Annotated in this window: 13 protein-coding genes; 10 read left to right on the forward strand and 3 right to left on the reverse strand. The window is 57.8% G+C overall.

Annotated elements, in window-relative coordinates; genetic code table 11:
• Nucleotides 1-144: 144 nt before the first annotated feature.
• Nucleotides 145-1,422, reverse strand: coding sequence for a S41 family peptidase (locus AB1S50_RS05540; RefSeq protein ID WP_367149493.1), 1,278 nt, complete (start codon nucleotides 1,420-1,422; stop codon nucleotides 145-147).
• A 426-nt stretch (nucleotides 1,423-1,848) separates the two neighbouring features.
• Entirely contained in the window at nucleotides 1,849-4,824 is a 2,976-nt protein-coding gene (locus AB1S50_RS05545) for a S8 family serine peptidase (RefSeq protein WP_367149495.1), read from the reverse strand.
• A gap of 690 nt (nucleotides 4,825-5,514) precedes the next feature.
• On the opposite strand from AB1S50_RS05545, the gene AB1S50_RS05550 reads away from it, so the two are divergent.
• The 3 genes from AB1S50_RS05550 to AB1S50_RS05560 all read left to right on the forward strand — a co-directional run bounded on the left by AB1S50_RS05550 (nucleotide 5,515) and on the right by AB1S50_RS05560 (nucleotide 7,142).
• A complete protein-coding gene (locus AB1S50_RS05550; RefSeq protein WP_367149584.1) occupies nucleotides 5,515-6,003 on the forward strand; it encodes an RHS repeat-associated core domain-containing protein in 489 nt (162 codons plus the stop codon).
• A 96-nt stretch (nucleotides 6,004-6,099) separates the two neighbouring features.
• Complete coding sequence (locus tag AB1S50_RS05555; RefSeq protein ID WP_367149496.1) at nucleotides 6,100-6,366, forward strand: hypothetical protein; 267 nt, start codon at nucleotides 6,100-6,102, stop codon at nucleotides 6,364-6,366.
• Nucleotides 6,367-6,713: 347 nt separating this feature from the next.
• Nucleotides 6,714-7,142 (forward strand): hypothetical protein, encoded by a 429-nt coding sequence (locus AB1S50_RS05560; protein WP_367149497.1) that lies wholly within the window; start codon nucleotides 6,714-6,716, stop codon nucleotides 7,140-7,142.
• A 172-nt stretch (nucleotides 7,143-7,314) separates the two neighbouring features.
• Here the strand turns inward: AB1S50_RS05560 and serB are convergent, their stop codons facing one another.
• Entirely contained in the window at nucleotides 7,315-8,433 is a 1,119-nt protein-coding gene (gene serB / locus AB1S50_RS05565) for a phosphoserine phosphatase SerB (RefSeq protein ID WP_367149498.1), read from the reverse strand.
• A 114-nt stretch (nucleotides 8,434-8,547) separates the two neighbouring features.
• On the opposite strand from serB, the gene AB1S50_RS05570 reads away from it, so the two are divergent.
• The 7 genes from AB1S50_RS05570 (at nucleotide 8,548) to AB1S50_RS05600 (ending at nucleotide 16,962) form a co-directional block, all read left to right on the forward strand.
• Entirely contained in the window at nucleotides 8,548-9,621 is a 1,074-nt protein-coding gene (locus AB1S50_RS05570) for a hypothetical protein (RefSeq protein ID WP_367149499.1), read from the forward strand.
• A gap of 170 nt (nucleotides 9,622-9,791) precedes the next feature.
• Nucleotides 9,792-10,199, forward strand: coding sequence for a MerR family transcriptional regulator (locus tag AB1S50_RS05575; protein WP_367149500.1), 408 nt, complete (start codon nucleotides 9,792-9,794; stop codon nucleotides 10,197-10,199).
• Between the two features lie 26 nt (nucleotides 10,200-10,225).
• Complete coding sequence (locus tag AB1S50_RS05580) at nucleotides 10,226-11,395, forward strand: isovaleryl-CoA dehydrogenase (protein WP_367149501.1); 1,170 nt, start codon at nucleotides 10,226-10,228, stop codon at nucleotides 11,393-11,395.
• Between the two features lie 8 nt (nucleotides 11,396-11,403).
• A complete protein-coding gene (locus tag AB1S50_RS05585) occupies nucleotides 11,404-13,011 on the forward strand; it encodes a carboxyl transferase domain-containing protein (protein ID WP_367149503.1) in 1,608 nt (535 codons plus the stop codon).
• Nucleotides 13,012-13,078: 67 nt separating this feature from the next.
• Complete coding sequence (locus AB1S50_RS05590; RefSeq protein ID WP_367149505.1) at nucleotides 13,079-13,876, forward strand: enoyl-CoA hydratase/isomerase family protein; 798 nt, start codon at nucleotides 13,079-13,081, stop codon at nucleotides 13,874-13,876.
• A 192-nt stretch (nucleotides 13,877-14,068) separates the two neighbouring features.
• Nucleotides 14,069-16,063 carry an acetyl/propionyl/methylcrotonyl-CoA carboxylase subunit alpha gene (locus AB1S50_RS05595; RefSeq protein ID WP_367149507.1) on the forward strand — a complete coding sequence of 665 codons (1,995 nt, stop codon included), beginning with the start codon at nucleotides 14,069-14,071 and terminating at the stop codon, nucleotides 16,061-16,063.
• 2 nt (nucleotides 16,064-16,065) lie between these two features.
• The gene (locus AB1S50_RS05600) at nucleotides 16,066-16,962 is read left to right on the forward strand and encodes a hydroxymethylglutaryl-CoA lyase (RefSeq protein WP_367149585.1); all 897 of its coding nucleotides are present in this window, start codon (nucleotides 16,066-16,068) and stop codon (nucleotides 16,960-16,962) included.
• Nucleotides 16,963-17,037 lie beyond the last annotated feature (75 nt).

The following is a 17,037-nucleotide window of genomic DNA, read 5'->3' on the forward strand; positions in this document are numbered from 1 at the left end:
CCCTGCTGAAGCGAGGTGCTGCGAATCCAGCTTTCCAGGGTCGCTGCATCATGAGCGGTAATTGTAAAAACGTCAGGAGTATCCATGTGACAAGTATACGTGAAATCAAATCACGTAACCTTATTTTCCGCATGGGCCACTAGCTTACCTGGTTGTACCCGCCGCCCCATTTTGCCGTTTATTGATATCACGCAAAACCCAGGCCAGGGGTTGATCCAGGCCCTGTTTATAGTCCTGTAAGTTTTGCTTGATCAATACATCCGGCTGTACCCCCTTCGTGTCGGCATCCTGAAACCGATAGTTTCTTTTCGAGTAAGTGATGGTCCAGTCGGAATTGGGCAGGGAGAACTGATCCATATCCTGGTAACCCACTGGATTGGCACCGGTAGGCTCCCCAACCAATTTGGCATTCAACAGCTGCCGATACTGAGCCGCATTACTCATGCCTGCCGAAAAGGTTTTATTCCCTATCAGGGTGTAGACACCGTGATCCCAGTCTATCGTATCCACCAACACCAGGCTCCTTGCCATTAGCAGTCCAACAAAAAAGTCGCCACCGCCATTGTCACGCAAGTCAATTATCAGATTCTTTATTTTTCTGTCCTGCAGGTAATCGGCTATATCCTCCGCGAAGTCTTCCATATCCGAATAACTGGGATATCTGCGAAAATAGATATATGCCACTTGTTGGCTGTCGTCTGCTGACATCCAGAGATTTTCCGATTCAATGACGCGCTTGGCCCCCAGGGGGATTTTTTTTGGGATCAGGGAGGCAGTAACCTGCCTGTGGTATCTGGACATGGAGGCAGATTGAGTGGGTACTACTTCTTTTTCTCCATTATCATTAACAAAAGTATAATTCGCCAGATCTGGCCTACCTGTAATGTCCAGTGCATACAAGAACTGGGCAATATTGATATGCCAGGCGAGCCGGACTTTGAGTGAGTGCGGGTTTTCGACGCCCTGAGCAACCGGGGATAACTTATCCATAACTTTCTCTATCGGCATACCATCTATAGCGGACAATCTATAGCCGAGCAGATGCTTGTGGGCAGGCCCACTACCTGTCAGAAAAAGGGCTCCGTCGATATTTACAAAGCGAAAAGGGTATAAATCTATTTCCTGCTCCCAATAAGCAACTTGTGTGTGCCCATCCCCGACCAAGCGGCTGATTTTCATCAATTCGACCAATAGCCGCGGCTCATCAATCTCCCCTAAAGAAGCTTTCAGCCTGGTGAGTGCTTCATCGAATTGCCTCTGGGGGATTGTGTGGTAGAGATTGATATGTCGGGCTTCCAGCTGCTGTTGATAGTGATCGATATCTTCGATCCAGTCTGGAATGTCGGATTCGGGTAGAGCATATGCAGCTTGGCTGGCAAATAGTAAACATAAAACCAGCGAAAACCCTCTAAAAAGTACCATTTCCGCTCCTTGAATGATGCCTGGGAGTAAGGCGAAGAGTGAGCATTCCAAATTGAGTTTGTTTTATAAAGTGGCCTGAGTATAGATTTGCAAGGGAAGGAGCACAATAAGAACTCTATAAATAGTACATCTGTTTTAATTTATAACCGAAGCGTTTTAATCCAGGGTTCAGCTAAGTGATAGATGCTTAGTGAGGTGTCGCCAGGCCTTAGGTATTTAGGGGCTGGATTACCGAAGAAACCCTATGGTCGGTAGTCGTCAAGGCAGGGCGGTATGGAATTCGGTTCCGGCTATAGACAGAACTCGATCGGTCGATATGGAGCCAAGTGGCCTACAGTTAAAAGCAAAAAAACCGGTAAAAGCCGCAGGGCCTTTACCGGTTTTGTTTAGGGACAAGCTCTCCACATTGCGTGGAGAGGCAAGCCTTTACTGGGTGTTTACCATGATTTCAGTTTCAGCGAACACTTGGGTCCCGTCGCCGTGGCTCAGCACTCCAAGAGCGCGGCTGCCGGGAGTCAGCCCCATCCATTCCAGGGTGACGTTACCCTGCTCGTTGATTCCCACCTGGGCCGGGGCGCTCAACTGAGTATTACCGTTGTCGCCGGTCAGGTTGAAATTAAACAGAGTGAAAGGCGTTGGCCCAGCCGCTGAAGCATAATCATCGACAGCCACAGCGTATTGACCGGGGGCCGGATTGCGCAGGGTCACGCTTTCCGTGGAGCTGGCGTTGCCGCTGCTGCCCACCTGGGGGAAGTCAGGTGCCGGTCCGAACACTCTCAGATCCAGGTCATCACTGCCACTGCCATCGCCTACGTCGGCATCAAACAGCGCCACACGAGCCAGGTCGGTGCCTGCCGGGATCTCGAAGAAGATTATCTCGGAGTCTCCGTCCGCCACGCTGCCCGGAGTCGCCAAGCCTTCAGCCAAGCCGTTAACAGTTGCCTCGTAGTTGCCGTCGTAACCAAAAGTCACCGGCAGGTCGACACTACCGTCGGTGCCTTCACCATTGACCTCTGCTTGTACGGATACAGCCATAGGGCGCACGGCTATGGGGCTGCGCGCTTTGAGACCCAGGGATTTCCAGGTCAGGTCGCCGAAAGCCCAGTCGTTCAGTACCGCGTCTTCAGTAACCTTGAAGGTGACTTCAAACTCGGCCGTTTCCCCTTTGCGCAAGCGCAAATATTTGGGGCTTACGCTCACCTCGACTCCTTGCGGAGCATTGACTGAAGCCCAGTACCAGCGGGTGCCGAAAGCGACGCTGGTGACACGGCGTTTGACAGTCTGGGTACCCACCAGCTCACCGATGCCGATTGAAGCCAGGTTGAGGTCACTGGAGTCCAGGGAATAACCATCGCTGACGAGGTTGTCACAAGTCTCACTGTTGATGATTTGTGGCTGATTTTCGGCGCCGCAGAGGAACGCCATATAGTCGTTCATTTCGGCATCGTAGACCAACCCGGGGCGGAAGGCAGCGGCGGGCCTGATGGCACCGGCGCCGATATCAAACGGATCTGCGGCTTCCGGGCCAAAAGTTTTGCGCAGGTTGGTGCGGGCTGTACTCATCAGCGCGGACTTGGCCATGGCGGGCGACCAATCCGGATGGGCCTGTTTCAGCAGCGCCATAACGCCGGCCACATGGGGGCTGGCCATGGAGGTGCCGCTCAGGAGACCAAACAGGTTGCCGCCATTAGTAACCGGTGAAATACCGGCGAGAATGCCGACACCCGGCGCGGCCACGTCCGGCTTGATAATGTCCGGCGCGCCAGCGTTGTGGCCGCGGGATGAGAAACCGGCGATACGGTCCTCCCGGGATATCTGCAGGGCAGGGTCCAGCACGCCGCTCACGTCTTCGCTGCCGGCGATCAGATCACCATCGGTGTGACTGATCATCACTCCAGGGATGGTGGTGTCCGGTGCGGACATCACAATCGGGTTGATGCGGTCGCTGGCGGTGCCGTCGTTGTAGACGACAATCGCTACTGCGCCGGCATCTGCCGCATTGTTGTACTTATCGGTGAAGGAGCAGCCTCCGCGACGTACCAGGGCGATATTCCCCGCTATGGCATCGTTGTTGGTCAGTGCAGAACAGCCTTCCAGCGGCTCGCTGACTACCACAGAGCCTGACAGGGAACCCGCGCCTTCGAGAGTGGCGGGGCCACTGCCTTCGAGGGCCTCGTAGCTGTTGGCAACTGTCGCCGGTGAGGTCACTTCAAACGCCTGGCTGAAGCTCTGGTCATCTTCGGCTGCGGCTACGGTGGTGATCCAGGGCACACCGGAGGGGGTGCCGATAGTCTGGGGGTCGGGTCCATCGTTGCCGCCGGAAGTGGCTACGAAGACGCCCGCATCGGCGGCGCGCAGGAAGGCGATATCGTCGGCACCGGTAAAGATGGTGCTAGAACCGCCCACCGAGTAGTTGATGACGTCCACGCCATCCGCCACGGCTTCGTCAATCGCCGCCATGGAGTCTGCTGAGGAACAGCCGTTGTCGTCGGGGTCCTGGGCATCCCAGCACACCTTGTAGACGGCGACCCGCGCGCGCGGTGCCATGCCGGTGATCATGTCTCCATCCGGGGTAGTTACACCATAGTTGCCTGCGGCGGTGGTGGCGGTGTGGGTGCCGTGGCCGTCCGGATCCCGCGCGGAAAGGAATTCGTGGTCTGCCAGTTCTGTCCTGGAGCGGAAGGCTTCGGAGAAGGACTTGGCTTTGATCAGCTTGTTATTACAGGTGAAAGGGGCATCTTCCGGGTTGAAATCGATGTTACCGAAGTCACAGCCTTCGCCAGTAAAGGATTCCGGCACAGACCCGTAGGGGATAGAGTGGCCGCGGTTGCCCCGGCGGGGAGTGGCTATATCGGCAACGCTCGGGTGCTCCGGGTGGATGCCGGTGTCGATTACCCCAACGACCACGTTTTCACCGGTGATGCCCCAAAGCCAGGGGCTGGGAAAACGGGTCAGGCCGAGGAAGTCGGCGGTGGAATCGGTGTGGGGCTTGAGCAGGCGATCTTCCCAGACACCCTTTACGTCTTTGTGGTGACGGAGCGCCTCGGCCTCTTTCTCGCTCATGGTAGCGGCGAAGCCGTTAAAGGCGTTCTCGTATTCGTGAACCATACGAGATTTGGGAAGGGACGACATTACCCTATCGCGACGGGATTTCAAAAAGTTGGCGTAGTGGCGGAAAGCACTGCTGCGCCGGTCCAGTTTGCGTCCCATCGCCGGCTTGGTGGCCAATACGCCGGGAATGTTGCCGCGGTAGGAGGACAGGGGTTCTCCATCCAGCTGCACAATATAGACTTTTTTACGTTTTTCTAAACCTTGAGCGACCTGGTCTGAGACCGAGTCGGCGATGCTGCTGCCGGAAGTCAGCAGCCCCGCCAGGATGGTGGAAATGATCGTTTTTTTCATTGAAATACCTTTTTTTATGTGTGCCGGGTAGAGATAACACTATGCGGATTAGAGAGAGGGGCTGAGCAGGTTTTGCCACTTTGTTGGAAATTGTAAAAAACCCCAAAAACGGCTTACCGCCTCACTCCGCGAAGGTTCAATGATATGGCTGCAGTCCCAGTCATAAAAATCAAACCGGATTGCCCGACGCGGCACAGTTATAAAAGAATCCGAACTACAATTCAATGGCGCTATGACAACTTTTGTTATCGGGTCGAGGAGTCGCACAAACACAGAGAATGAAAGACAGCTAAGTCGGTAATTCGCAGTTTGATCTGTTTTGGCTAAAGGTGACAGTGCGGAATTTTTCGTTATGCTCGACTGTTATGTGGCTCGGGAGTCAATTGGCGCTGGGATGCCATCCGTCGAAATTAAGATGCAAGGTTTGTTTTCCCCCGGTTAAGCTCTTACTAGCCGTCACAATAGATCAGCGTATATCGGGCTAGCTAAATAACGCTTAAGCTGAGGCACCGGCAGCACCAATATCCAGCTCTCCCAGTTTATGCAAACCTATTGGGGTTGTCTCCAATTCAGATGTGACCTGCATCTCATTTTGGAGATAAAAGTATTTTGTGTCGCTTCTAAAGCTGTCCAGTAATTTACCCTTTGCCTCTATAAAGATTCAGCCTGGTAGTATCGGAAGTATGTCAGATTAGGGATACCCTCTTTTTTTATGACCAGGATACAAAGCTGACGCCGTTTGGTGCTCGGGGCTACGACACGGAGGCGGGAAGATGGACCGCCAAGGACCCGATTTCATTTGCAGGTGGCGATACGAACTTGTACGGGTATGTTTTAAGTGACCCTGTAAATAATCTCGACCCAGACGGAAAACTTATACTCAATATTATTGGTGGAGTAACTGGTGCAATTATAGGCGGAGTTTCTGCCGCTGCTACTGAGGGAGATATTGCTGCCGGTGCTTTGGCCGGAGGGCTATCCGGGGCAATTTCTGGTGGTCCACTGGTTAATGTGCTGATCGGTGCAGCAGCAAACCTTGCGCAGCAGACTAATAATCTATGCTTTAGCGGGTTCAATTTCGGAGAAGTTGCGGCTGCAGGAGCGCTAAATACAATTGGGCTAAGGGATAAATTCCCACAGTTCACTCAGCCAAATCTTATAGGGAACCTTCCCGGGTAGGTCGCAACAGAAGCGGGTGCTCAAGCCGCAGCCCAGATCATAAATGGTGAGGCTGTCGGTGCTATTGGGAAGGTGTTCTAGCGTTGGAGAGAGAATGTGAATTTAGAGAATAAGGCTACCTTTTTATTAGGGCTAGGGCTTTTAGTTTATTTTATTTCCTCTGCATTTAAGGGTGAGGTTGTCGGAGCTGGTGCATCTGGTTTGACCCGCTCAATCACTCCTATAGAAAGCCCTATACATTTTTGGTTTTCTGTGTCGTTAGGGGTTGTAGTTGGAGGTCTTCTTATTATGGGAGCTTGGGAGCGCCGTTCAGGCAGAAAAAACAAGAAGCCGAGGAATCCCTTTGACAAGGATATTCGTTGATTTTTTGAAGTTGCTTTCTGGGCACCCACAATGAGGCTCTGGCAGGGGTAATCAGCCGGGGCTTTATCGCTCTAGAAATCTCACTTCTCGGTGCTTTCCTGTCCAGGCAGATCGACGGTCAATACCCGACCACCCGCGCATAACGCGCAAGCGCACCGGTGTTTTTATGTTGAAATTGATTTGGCTCTTTAGTATTTGAATCTGAAATAGAAAGTCCCGGCTTTCCTGTGGCAGCAGGAAGTGGTTAAGGTTGCAGGATATACAAAATTTTTGGTGGATATAAGATGTTGGGTAGGTGGAGGTATCTATGATATTACTCACTAGTGAATTTGGGTGAGCCACTTCCTATGACCTTTGCGGCGATGGTAATTTTGGTGATGTTTATTTTTGCATGGATAGAGTCCAGAAATCTATTGTGGAGGAGCCTTGCATCGAATTATTCTACAAAGGGGAAACATCACGGATGGCGCAAGGTGGAAACCCTTTCTATCTGGAGCGATGATGGTTCTAGAAGTTGGTTTAATCATGTTTATATTGAGATTTTAGAGGAGGGAGTTGGAATTTTTTCTCCTTTTTATAAGCGTTATCTGCCTTCTCTCTTGATTCCATGGGCGGATATTGAGGTCGGAGCCAAGCTGTCGATTCGCTCAAGATGGCCATTTAGTTTAGGTGCCTTGTCTAAACAAGAGTTATATATTTCAAGCAAAGGTATTTACTTGGCGATTTTCTATTCCCATAGAGCCGCTATAGAGCGCGTGGTTAAGCAGATACAGTAAGTAGTCGAGGGGTGGGGCGCAGCGGTCGAAACTTTTGCACAGCCAAATAGCCTCATAAACTGATGTATTTCTCGAGTCGATCCGGGAAGTAGGTCGCTAGCTATGCCGGCCTGCTAGTTTCCGCCCGGGGCGGCTCGGCTTTCCCCGACGCCACTGGCCCCGGGTGTCCGGATCAGGGCAGCAGCGCCCGGATCTGCTGATCGTTGAGGCCAAACAGATAGAGCGCAGCATCCAGACCGAAACGGGTGATCGCCTGCGGCGCCTCCAGGCGCACCTTGGGCTTGGGGTGAATGGCGATCCCCAGGGCCCCCAGCGACAGCATGGGAATGTCATTGGCACCGTCGCCCACGGCGATCACTCTGTCCAGTTCCAGCCCCATTTCGCCGGCCATCTCTTCCAGCAGAGCTCTTTTGCCCATAGCGTCCACAATGGGCTCCACCACTTCGCCGGTAAGTTTGCCCCCGGCAAACTGCAACTGGTTGGCGTGCACCAGGTCCACCGGCAGCCGCTCGGCTTGCAGGAAGTTGGCAAAATAGCTGAAACCACCGGAGAGAATGGCGGTTTTACATCCCAGTGTCTTCAGTGCCCGCAGAAGTTCACCGGCCCCGGATTTCAGCGGTAGTTGGGGCGCTATCTGTGCCAATTCTGTTTCGGGGAATCCCCGCAGCAGGCCCATGCGTTTTTTGAAGCTCTGGCGGAAATCCAGCTCGCCGCGCATGGCCGCCTCCGTAATCGCCGCCACTTCAGCGCCGACCCCGGTTATTTTTGCCAGCTCGTCGATGACCTCCGCATCGATCAGGGTGGAGTCCATATCGAAGCCTGCGAGTCGGGGCGGGCGCTGGCTGTGACCCGGTTGCAGCACCAGATCTGCGTTCAGCTCCTTTGCCTGATGCAGGCAGGCGTGCTTTGCCGCGGCGAACTGGAGTGGCTCCCGCGACTGTATCTGCCAGCGCAGCACTGTGCGGTCCTGGCGCTGCGCCAGGGTGTCGACGTCACCGACATCCCAGCCCTGTGTTGCGAAGAACGCCAGCAGGCGCCGCAGCTGGTGCAGATTGACTTCCGTGTCTAGCAGGGTTGCGCACCAGGGAGCCGTGACCGCGGCGGGCATTGAATTGGCCCCGGCTTCCGGCGTCCGCGTGGCATTAGCCAGCTGCACACCGCCGCTTTGCTCCAGCTGGATATGGGCCATTCCCTCCCTGACCTGCAGGGCGCACACACGGGCGTCGCCGGATGAGCGCAGGATGTCCTCCAGTGGCAGTTTCAGGGTTTCGGTGGGTCTCTCAGCACACATGGGATCGATTCAAGCCGGTTGGGGTAAATGGGCGCGCATTATAGCCTCCGGGCGCTAATTCGCTAAAATCCGCCCAGCAGCTTTTAATTCGATCATTTATAAAATGGCCGCCTTATGTCCTCCGGTAAACAATATTTCGCTCAACTTTCCACCCGGATTCCCCTAAGGCTGCGCCAGCAGTTGCTGGCAGCGGTGATCTGGCTGGCACTGGCATTTTTCTGCGCCATCGCCCTGAACCACCACCACACCCAGCAAAAGTCCGCCACCATTGCCCGCGATCGCGCCGAAGCGGAAGTGGCGGCTGTGCTTATGGCCCGCCAGAGCCTGGAAGGCATCGTCGCCCGCGATCCGATCAGTTTGCAGCTGCTGGCACAGCAATTGCTGGCATTGCCTGCGGTGACGGGTGTCACTGTGCAGGATGTGGAGGGCAAGCCCCTGGCGCAGGTGGGCGATCTGGACCACGGAGAGGTGGTCACAGCGCCGGTGGTGTTGCACGACAGCCTGGCGGGCAGCGTCAGCGTCAATTTGCAGCCTGGCAGCGACAGCGGCTATCCCTGGGGCAGCCTGCTGTTGAGCCTGGCATTCGCGCTGCCATTCAGTGCCGCAGCCGCGCTCGCGGCCGGCAATCTGGTGTTTCGGCGCGCACTGCCGGTGGTTGAGACGAAAGCTTCCCCGTTCCGGCCGGAACCGGAGCGGGAAGAGCGCGTGGGCCTCTATTTGCGGCCGCTGAACTGGGCGCAGCTGTCGAATCAGCTCAGCCGTGCGGCGCTGGATAAACTGCAGCGGGATCTGGACGAGCGGTTGCAGTTGTTGTGCCGCATATATGAGGCGCGGCCTGTGAGGGACGCCGGCCCGCAGCAGGGGCTGGACTTCGGTGGCGAGGATGCGGCGTTTCGCGCAGTCTGCTGCGGGTTACTGCTGTTCGCCCTGCAGCGCGCCAGTCGCTCTACCGGACTGAAGTTGGCACTGGCGGTGGCTCCGGCCGGGGTTGCGGAATTCGATTTTGCCGGCGAGCAGTTGCTGGGTCAGTCAACGGGGCTGGCACTGCACCCGGTGCTGGAACAGGATGAGTCCCTGGACCGCAAGGTGTTATTGCACAGCGCCGGTTGGGGGCTGGAGGTGCGGGGGCTGGCACAGGGTTATCAGCAATTACTGGACAATCAGTTGCGCCAGCTGACTACCGCCTGATCCCCAACGGTCCCGCCCGACCTTTGCGACCATGGGGCGCTGTGCCCCGCCAATTCACATCCATTGCCAAGCCGCGTCCCCCTTTTGGGTGCTAAGGTTAGGTTTACCAGGGTTACGTTTACGTTAACGTAAATCTCTGCTAGGCTCGTCGCCCAGAAGAGGAAGCAGTCATGAAGCCCGAGCAATCCGGGGCCGAATCCCGTAGCTACGGCATATCCGAGCTGGCGCGGGAATTCGGCATCACCACCCGCACCATTCGTTTCTATGAGGACAAGGGATTGCTGTCCCCGCGGCGGCGGGGACAGACGCGGATATACAGTTCCGAGGACCGGGTGCGGCTAAAACTGATCCTGCGGGGCAAGCGTCTCGGTTTCTCTCTGGACGAGAGCCGGGAAATTATCGACATGTACGATCCGGCGCACGGTAATGTCGAGCAACTGCAGCGGTTGCTGTCGCACATAGAACAAAAGCGCGTGCAGTTGCAGCAGCAGCTGCGCGACATCCACAGCCTGATGAGTGACCTGGACGCAGTGGCGGTGCGAGCGCGCGCTGCGCTGGCGGACAGTACCGACAACTGAACAAAAGACGGAGTGAAAGAGTCCCTATGAATACCTCCTATCGCACCCTGAATTTCGACCTCGGCGAAGAGGTCGAAATGCTGCGCGACATGGTCTACAGATTTTGTCAGGCGGAAGTTGCGCCGCGGGCGGCGCAGATTGACGAAGACAACCAGTTTCCAGCGGATTTGTGGCAAAAGCTGGGCGGACTGGGTCTGCTGGGCATCACCGTGGAAGAGGAATTCGGTGGTTCCGACATGGGTTACCTGGCACATGCTGTGGCAATGGAGGAAATATCCCGCGCGTCCGCTTCCGTAGCCCTGTCCTACGGTGCCCATTCCAACCTGTGCGTGAATCAAATCCGCAAGAACGGAACCCAGGTACAGAAGGAAAAGTACCTGCCCAAACTTTGCTCCGGAGAGCATGTGGGCGCCCTGGCCATGAGTGAACCCAACTCGGGTTCGGATGTGGTCAGTCTACAGCTGCGGGCGGAGAAAAAAGGCGATCGCTATATTCTCAACGGCAACAAGATGTGGATCACCAATGGCCCCGACGCCCACACCTTCGTCATTTATGCGCGCACCGAACCGGGCATCAGTTCCGGCGGCATCACCGCTTTTATCGTTGAAAGGGATTTTCCCGGGTTTTCCCGTGCGCAGAAGCTCGACAAGCTGGGTATGCGTGGATCCAACACCTGCGAATTGGTATTCGAGGATTGCGAAGTACCGCAGGAAAATATCCTGGGGGAATTGAACGGCGGTGTGCGCGTACTGATGAGCGGTCTGGACTACGAGCGCACTATTCTCGCGGGTGGACCTGTGGGTATTATGCAGGCGTGTATGGACCTGGTGGTGCCCTATGTGCATGAGCGCAAGCAGTTCGGCCGGGCCATCGGCGAATTCCAGTTGATGCAGGGCAAGCTGGCGGATATGTATGCAGACCTCAGCGCCAGCCGCTCCTTCCTCTATTCGGTGGCCAAAGCCTGTGACCGGGGTGAGGACTCACGCAAGGACGCCGCTGCGGTGATTCTGTTCACCGCCGAGCGGGCCACACAGATGGCATTGCAGGCGATCCAGACCCTGGGCGGCAATGGCTATATCAACGAGTATCCCAGCGGTCGTCTGCTGCGGGACGCCAAGCTGTATGAGATAGGCGCCGGTACTTCCGAAGTGCGCCGGATGCTGATTGGTCGCGAACTGTTTAACGAAACCCGTTGATCGAACCCATGAGCCAGATACAGAGCAAGATAAACTGCCGCGATGCGGACTTCTGCACCAACCGGGAGCAGATGCAGGCGCTGGTCGCGGACCTGCGTAAAAAGGTCGAAAAAATCGCCCGGGGTGGCGGTGAGCGGGCCCGTGAAAAACACCTGGCGCGAGGCAAGCTGCTGCCCCGGGACCGCATCGACACACTGTTGGACCCGGGCAGTCCCTTTTTGGAATTCTCACAGCTGGCGGCGCACGAAGTGTACGGAGAAGAGGTGCCGGCGGCGGGGATTATTACCGGGATCGGCACTGTTGCCGGCCAGCCCTGCGTCATCGTTGCCAATGATGCGACGGTGAAAGGCGGTACCTACTATCCGCTTACGGTGAAAAAGCACCTGCGCGCCCAGGCCATTGCCGAGCAGAACAACCTGCCGTGTATTTATCTGGTGGATTCCGGTGGTGCCAACCTGCCGCGCCAGGACGAGGTTTTCCCCGACCGGGAGCACTTCGGCCGTATCTTTTACAACCAGGCCAACCTGTCTGCACAAAATATTCCGCAGATCGCCGTGGTGATGGGCAGCTGTACTGCCGGTGGCGCCTATGTGCCGGCCATGGCAGACGAGTCCATCATGGTCAAGGAGCAGGCCACAATATTCCTCGCCGGGCCGCCGCTGGTGAAGGCGGCCACGGGCGAAGTGGTGTCGGCGGAGGAACTGGGTGGCGCCGAGGTGCATTGCCGCACTTCCGGCGTGGCCGACCACTACGCCAACAACGACGTACACGCACTGGAATTGGCACGGCGCTCCGTAAGCCGTCTCAACCGGGTCAAGGTGCCGGGGCTGGAAATTCGCCCGGCGCGGGAGCCGCTGTACCCACCCGAGGAGATTTACGGTGTGGTGCCGGCGGATTCGCGCCGACCCTACGATGTGCGGGAAATTATTGCGCGCATTGTGGACGCCTCGGAGTTCGACGAGTTCAAGGCGCTCTACGGCACTACTCTGGTGACCGGCTTTGCACGCATCAACGGCTATCCGGTGGGCATAGTGGCCAACAACGGCATTCTGTTTGCAGAGAGTGCACAGAAGGGAGCCCACTTTATTGAGCTGTGTGCGCAGCGCAGGATTCCGCTGGTCTTTTTGCAGAACATCACCGGCTTTATGGTGGGTCGCCAATATGAAGCTGGAGGCATCGCCAAACACGGTGCCAAGATGGTGACCGCTGTGGCGACAGCGAATGTGCCGAAGATCACCATCCTGATCGGCGGTTCCTTCGGCGCCGGTAATTACGGTATGTGCGGCCGCGCTTACGATCCCAATTTTTTGTTTATGTGGCCCAATGCCCGTATCTCGGTGATGGGCGGTGAGCAAGCTGCCGGTGTCCTGGCCCAGGTCAAGCGGGATCAGATGGAGGCGCGCGGCGAGCGCTGGAGTGAAGCGGAAGAACAGCAGTTCAAACAGCCGATCGTTGAGACCTATGAGCATCAGGGTCACCCCTATTACGCCTCCGCCCGGTTGTGGGACGACGGCGTGATCGACCCGGCAGATACGCGCCGGGTGCTGGCCCTCTGCCTGGCGGCCGCCAGTCACCGAGAGCCCCGGGAAACCCATTTCGGCGTATTCCGCATGTAACACCGAAAACAGTGTTCGAGCCCGTCGCGGGGCGGACCAGTGCCCATTCCAACACAAGGACAGCCGTATGAGCGAAAAGATGTTGTGCGAAGTCGACAGCCAAGGCATCGCCACCGTGACCCTGAACCGTCCCGATGTGCACAACGCCTTCGATGATGATCTGATCCGTGAGTTGGGGGAGACCTTCGACGAGCTGGCTCGCAACTCTTCGATCCGGGTACTGGTGCTGGCTTCCACGGGCAGAAGTTTTTCCGCTGGCGCCGACCTCGGCTGGATGAAGCGGGTGGCGGAATACTCCGAAGAGGACAACCGCCGCGATGCCGCCACACTGGCGGCGATGCTGCACAAGCTGGACACCTTTCCAGTGCCGACCATAGCGCGGGTTCAGGGTGCAGCCTTCGGCGGCGCCGTGGGTTTGGTCAGCTGTTGCGACCTGGCTGTGGCCAGTGAACGGGCCAGTTTTAGTCTGTCGGAGGTTCGGATAGGGCTGCTGCCGGCAACCATCAGCCCCTACGTCATCAACGCCATTGGCGCCCGCCAGGCGCGCCGCTATTTCGTCACCGCTGAGCGTTTTTCCGCTGCGCGGGCGCGGGAGATCGGACTGGTATCGGAGGTTTGTGCGGAAGGTGAGCTGGATCAGCAGGTGCGCAGTCTGGCACAGGCCATCTGCGGCAACGGGCCGCGGGCTGTGGCCATGGCGAAGCAGCTGGCCATGTCCATGGCCAACCGGGTGGTCAATGAAGAGTTACAGGGGCAGACCAGCGCACTGATCGCCGCAGTGCGGGTTTCACCGGAGGGGCAGGAGGGGCTGAGCGCATTTTTGCAAAAGCGCAGTCCCAATTGGGTGGCTGACACCGAGGACTGAGAAGCCTGTTAACCCCACAGCCGGACAGGTTGCAGGGCCGGTGGGTTGCAGGAGAGTGCCGCCATCGATGGCGGACCGGCGCAAGCTGTTCAAATACAAGTTATCCCGCTTTATTACGCGGAATTTCCAGGGCGATAATCCAGCCGGTGAGAATTCACCTGTTGGATTGCCGAGTTAATATACGAGCCAAACATGATTCGCAAACTGTTAATTGCCAACCGTGGCGAAATAGCCTGCCGTATCATCAAGACTGCGCGCCGTCTGGGCGTCGCCACCGTCGCCGTCTATTCCGATGCCGATGTCAATGCGCTGCATGTGCAGCTGGCTGACGAAGCGGTTCACCTGGGGCCGGCGCCAGCGAGGGAATCCTATCTGGATATCGACAGGGTTGTCGGGGCCGCCCGCAGCACCGGAGCGGATGCCATTCACCCGGGTTATGGTTTCCTGTCAGAGAATGCGGAGTTCTGCCGCGCCTGTGACGCCGCGGGGATCCTCTTTGTGGGCCCTCCCGCCGGCGCCATAGAGGCAATGGGGTCCAAGTCTGCCGCCAAGCGGATTATGGAGGATGCCGGAGTCCCCCTGGTGCCCGGTTATCACGGCGCCAACCAGGACGCGGATCTTCTCGCCGGCCACGCCGAGCGCATCGGTTATCCGGTACTGCTGAAGGCGGCTGCCGGTGGCGGTGGCAAGGGCATGCGCCGCGTCGACAGTGCGAAGGATTTTCACGCGTCCCTGGAGGCGGCCAAACGCGAAGCCGTCAATGCGTTTGGCGACGATCAGATGCTGGTGGAACGCTATGTGGTGAGTCCGCGCCATGTGGAGATTCAGGTCTTCTGCGACCAGCTGGGTGCCGGCGTCTATCTGTTTGAGCGGGATTGTTCGGTTCAGCGCCGCCACCAAAAAGTGGTGGAAGAGGCACCTGCCCCCGGAGTGGATGAGGAGTTGCGGGCGCGCATGGGCGAAGCCGCTCTGCGCGCGGCCCACGCCATCGGCTATGTGGGGGCCGGCACGGTGGAGTTTCTGCTGGATGCCAACGGCGCCTTCTACTTTATGGAGATGAACACCCGCTTGCAGGTGGAGCATCCGGTCACTGAAATGATCAGCGGCCGGGACCTGGTTGCCTGGCAGCTGTCGGTGGCGGCGGGGGAGCCGCTGCCGCTGACACAGGACCAACTGAAAATCGACGGCCATGCGGTGGAAGTGCGCATTTACGCGGAGGATCCGGACAAGGATTTCCTGCCCGCCACCGGCAGGCTGTTGCGCCATCGCCCACCCCGCGAAACCGACTCGGTGCGGGTGGATACGGGCGTGCAGACCGGTGATGAAATCAGTGTTTACTACGACCCGATGATCGCCAAGCTGATCTGCCACGGCCGCAACCGCCGCGAAGCGCTCACCAGGCTCGACCGCGCACTGAGTGACTACCAGATTGCCGGGGTGCGCCACAATCTCGAATTTCTGCGCCGGGTGGTCAACCACCGGGCATTTGTCGCGGCCAATCTGTCCACGCACTTTATCGACGATTACGAGGCGGAAATTCTGCAGCAGGAGCGCCAGCTGACACCGCTGAAGTGTGCCGCCATCGCCGCCTGCCTGGCTCAGCGTGAGTGCCGCCACCTGTCTGCCAGCGCCCCGGCGGCGGATAGGGGCTCGCCCTGGCACCTGGGCGATAACTGGCGCGGCAACCTGACGGCTATGCGGCTGCACACGATTGATTACCACGGCCGGCATACACAAATTCACTTTGCCTGGCGCGGCGATACGGTGGAATGGCAATGCCGGGACTTGGCCGACGCCGGGCGCGGTGAGATCCGTTTTTTTGGCGAAGGCGCGCTGGTCCTGGTGGCGGGCCGAAGAATGCGTTTTTCCTGTGTCGACACCGACGAGGGCGGAACAGTTTTCATCGATGACCTGCAGGTGGATTTCAGGGTGCTGCCACCGGATCTCGGTGCCAGCGAAGACAGGGCCCAGGGGTTGGAGGCGCCCATGAACGGCACCATTATCGCCCTGTTGGTGGAGGCCGGAAGCAGCGTGGACAAGGACCAGCCGCTGTTGGTTATGGAGGCGATGAAAATGGAGCACACCCTGCGCGCTCCCAGCGCGGGCCGGGTGCGGGATTACCTCTGTGCCGAGGGGGAACTGGTGGATGGCGGCAGCCTGCTGATCGACTTTGCGGTGGAGGAGTGATGGTGAACCTGCCCGGGCGTGTAAAGATGGTGGAAGTGGGCCCCCGCGACGGCCTGCAAAACGAGCAGCGGGAAATAGCGGTTGCGACGCGTATAGAGTTGATCGACCGGCTCGCCGACAGCGGTCTGCCGGTCGTAGAGGCGGGCAGCTTCGTCAGCCCCAAGTGGGTGCCGCAAATGGCGGCCAGCGGCGAGGTGTTTAAGGGTATAGAGCGTCGACCCGGCACCGTTTACAGTGCCCTGACCCCCAACCTAAAGGGCTATGAGCGCGCTATTGAAGCGTCGGCGGATGAAGTGGCGGTGTTCGCGGCCGCCTCCGAGTCCTTCGCGCAAAAGAATACCAATTGCAGCATCGACGAGAGCCTGGCGCGTTTCCGGCCCTTGCTGGAGCGGGCGCTGGAGGAGGGTGTGCCGGTGCGGGGTTACGTATCCTGTGTCCTGGGCTGTCCCTACGAGGGCGACATTGACCCGGCCAGGGTGGCACAGGTGAGCGCTGCCCTGTTGGAGATGGGGTGCTATGAGATTTCCCTCGGCGACACCATCGGTGTGGGTACGCCGGCGGCGGCCCGACGCATGATTGATCAAGTGGCTGCGAAGGTGCCGGTGGAAAAACTGGCGGTGCATTTCCACGATACCTACGGTCAGGCACTGGCGAATATTTACGCTGCCCTCCAGGCTGGTGTCGGCGTGGTGGATTCCGCTGTGGCGGGGCTGGGCGGATGCCCATACGCTCCCGGTGCCTCCGGCAATGTCGCCAGCGAGGATGTGCTGTATATGCTGAACGGACTCGGCATTACAACCGGAGTGGATTTGAAGCGCCTGGTGGAGGCCGGGAATTTTATCTCCGGGGCCCTGGGGCGCCCCAGCAATTCGCGGGTCGCCCGCGCCATGACCAACTGACAGACCCGCGCACTGCCGCTGGCGGACGGGTCGTGTTGGGTTGAGGTAACGAGAATCTGCTACCATCGGCGCAGA

This window comes from Microbulbifer discodermiae, from assembly GCF_040742695.1.
Taxonomy (GTDB): domain Bacteria; phylum Pseudomonadota; class Gammaproteobacteria; order Pseudomonadales; family Cellvibrionaceae; genus Microbulbifer.

Coding starts and splice junctions, on each gene's coding strand:
- AB1S50_RS05540 (WP_367149493.1), bottom strand. CDS start 1,422: ATGGTACTTTTTAGAGGGTTTTCGCTGGTTTTATGTTTACTATTTGCC.
- AB1S50_RS05545 (WP_367149495.1), bottom strand. CDS start 4,824: ATGAAAAAAACGATCATTTCCACCATCCTGGCGGGGCTGCTGACTTCC.
- AB1S50_RS05560 (WP_367149497.1), top strand. CDS start 6,714: ATGACCTTTGCGGCGATGGTAATTTTGGTGATGTTTATTTTTGCATGG.
- serB (WP_367149498.1), bottom strand. CDS start 8,433: ATGTGTGCTGAGAGACCCACCGAAACCCTGAAACTGCCACTGGAGGAC.
- AB1S50_RS05570 (WP_367149499.1), top strand. CDS start 8,548: ATGTCCTCCGGTAAACAATATTTCGCTCAACTTTCCACCCGGATTCCC.
- AB1S50_RS05575 (WP_367149500.1), top strand. CDS start 9,792: ATGAAGCCCGAGCAATCCGGGGCCGAATCCCGTAGCTACGGCATATCC.
- AB1S50_RS05580 (WP_367149501.1), top strand. CDS start 10,226: ATGAATACCTCCTATCGCACCCTGAATTTCGACCTCGGCGAAGAGGTC.
- AB1S50_RS05585 (WP_367149503.1), top strand. CDS start 11,404: ATGAGCCAGATACAGAGCAAGATAAACTGCCGCGATGCGGACTTCTGC.
- AB1S50_RS05590 (WP_367149505.1), top strand. CDS start 13,079: ATGAGCGAAAAGATGTTGTGCGAAGTCGACAGCCAAGGCATCGCCACC.
- AB1S50_RS05595 (WP_367149507.1), top strand. CDS start 14,069: ATGATTCGCAAACTGTTAATTGCCAACCGTGGCGAAATAGCCTGCCGT.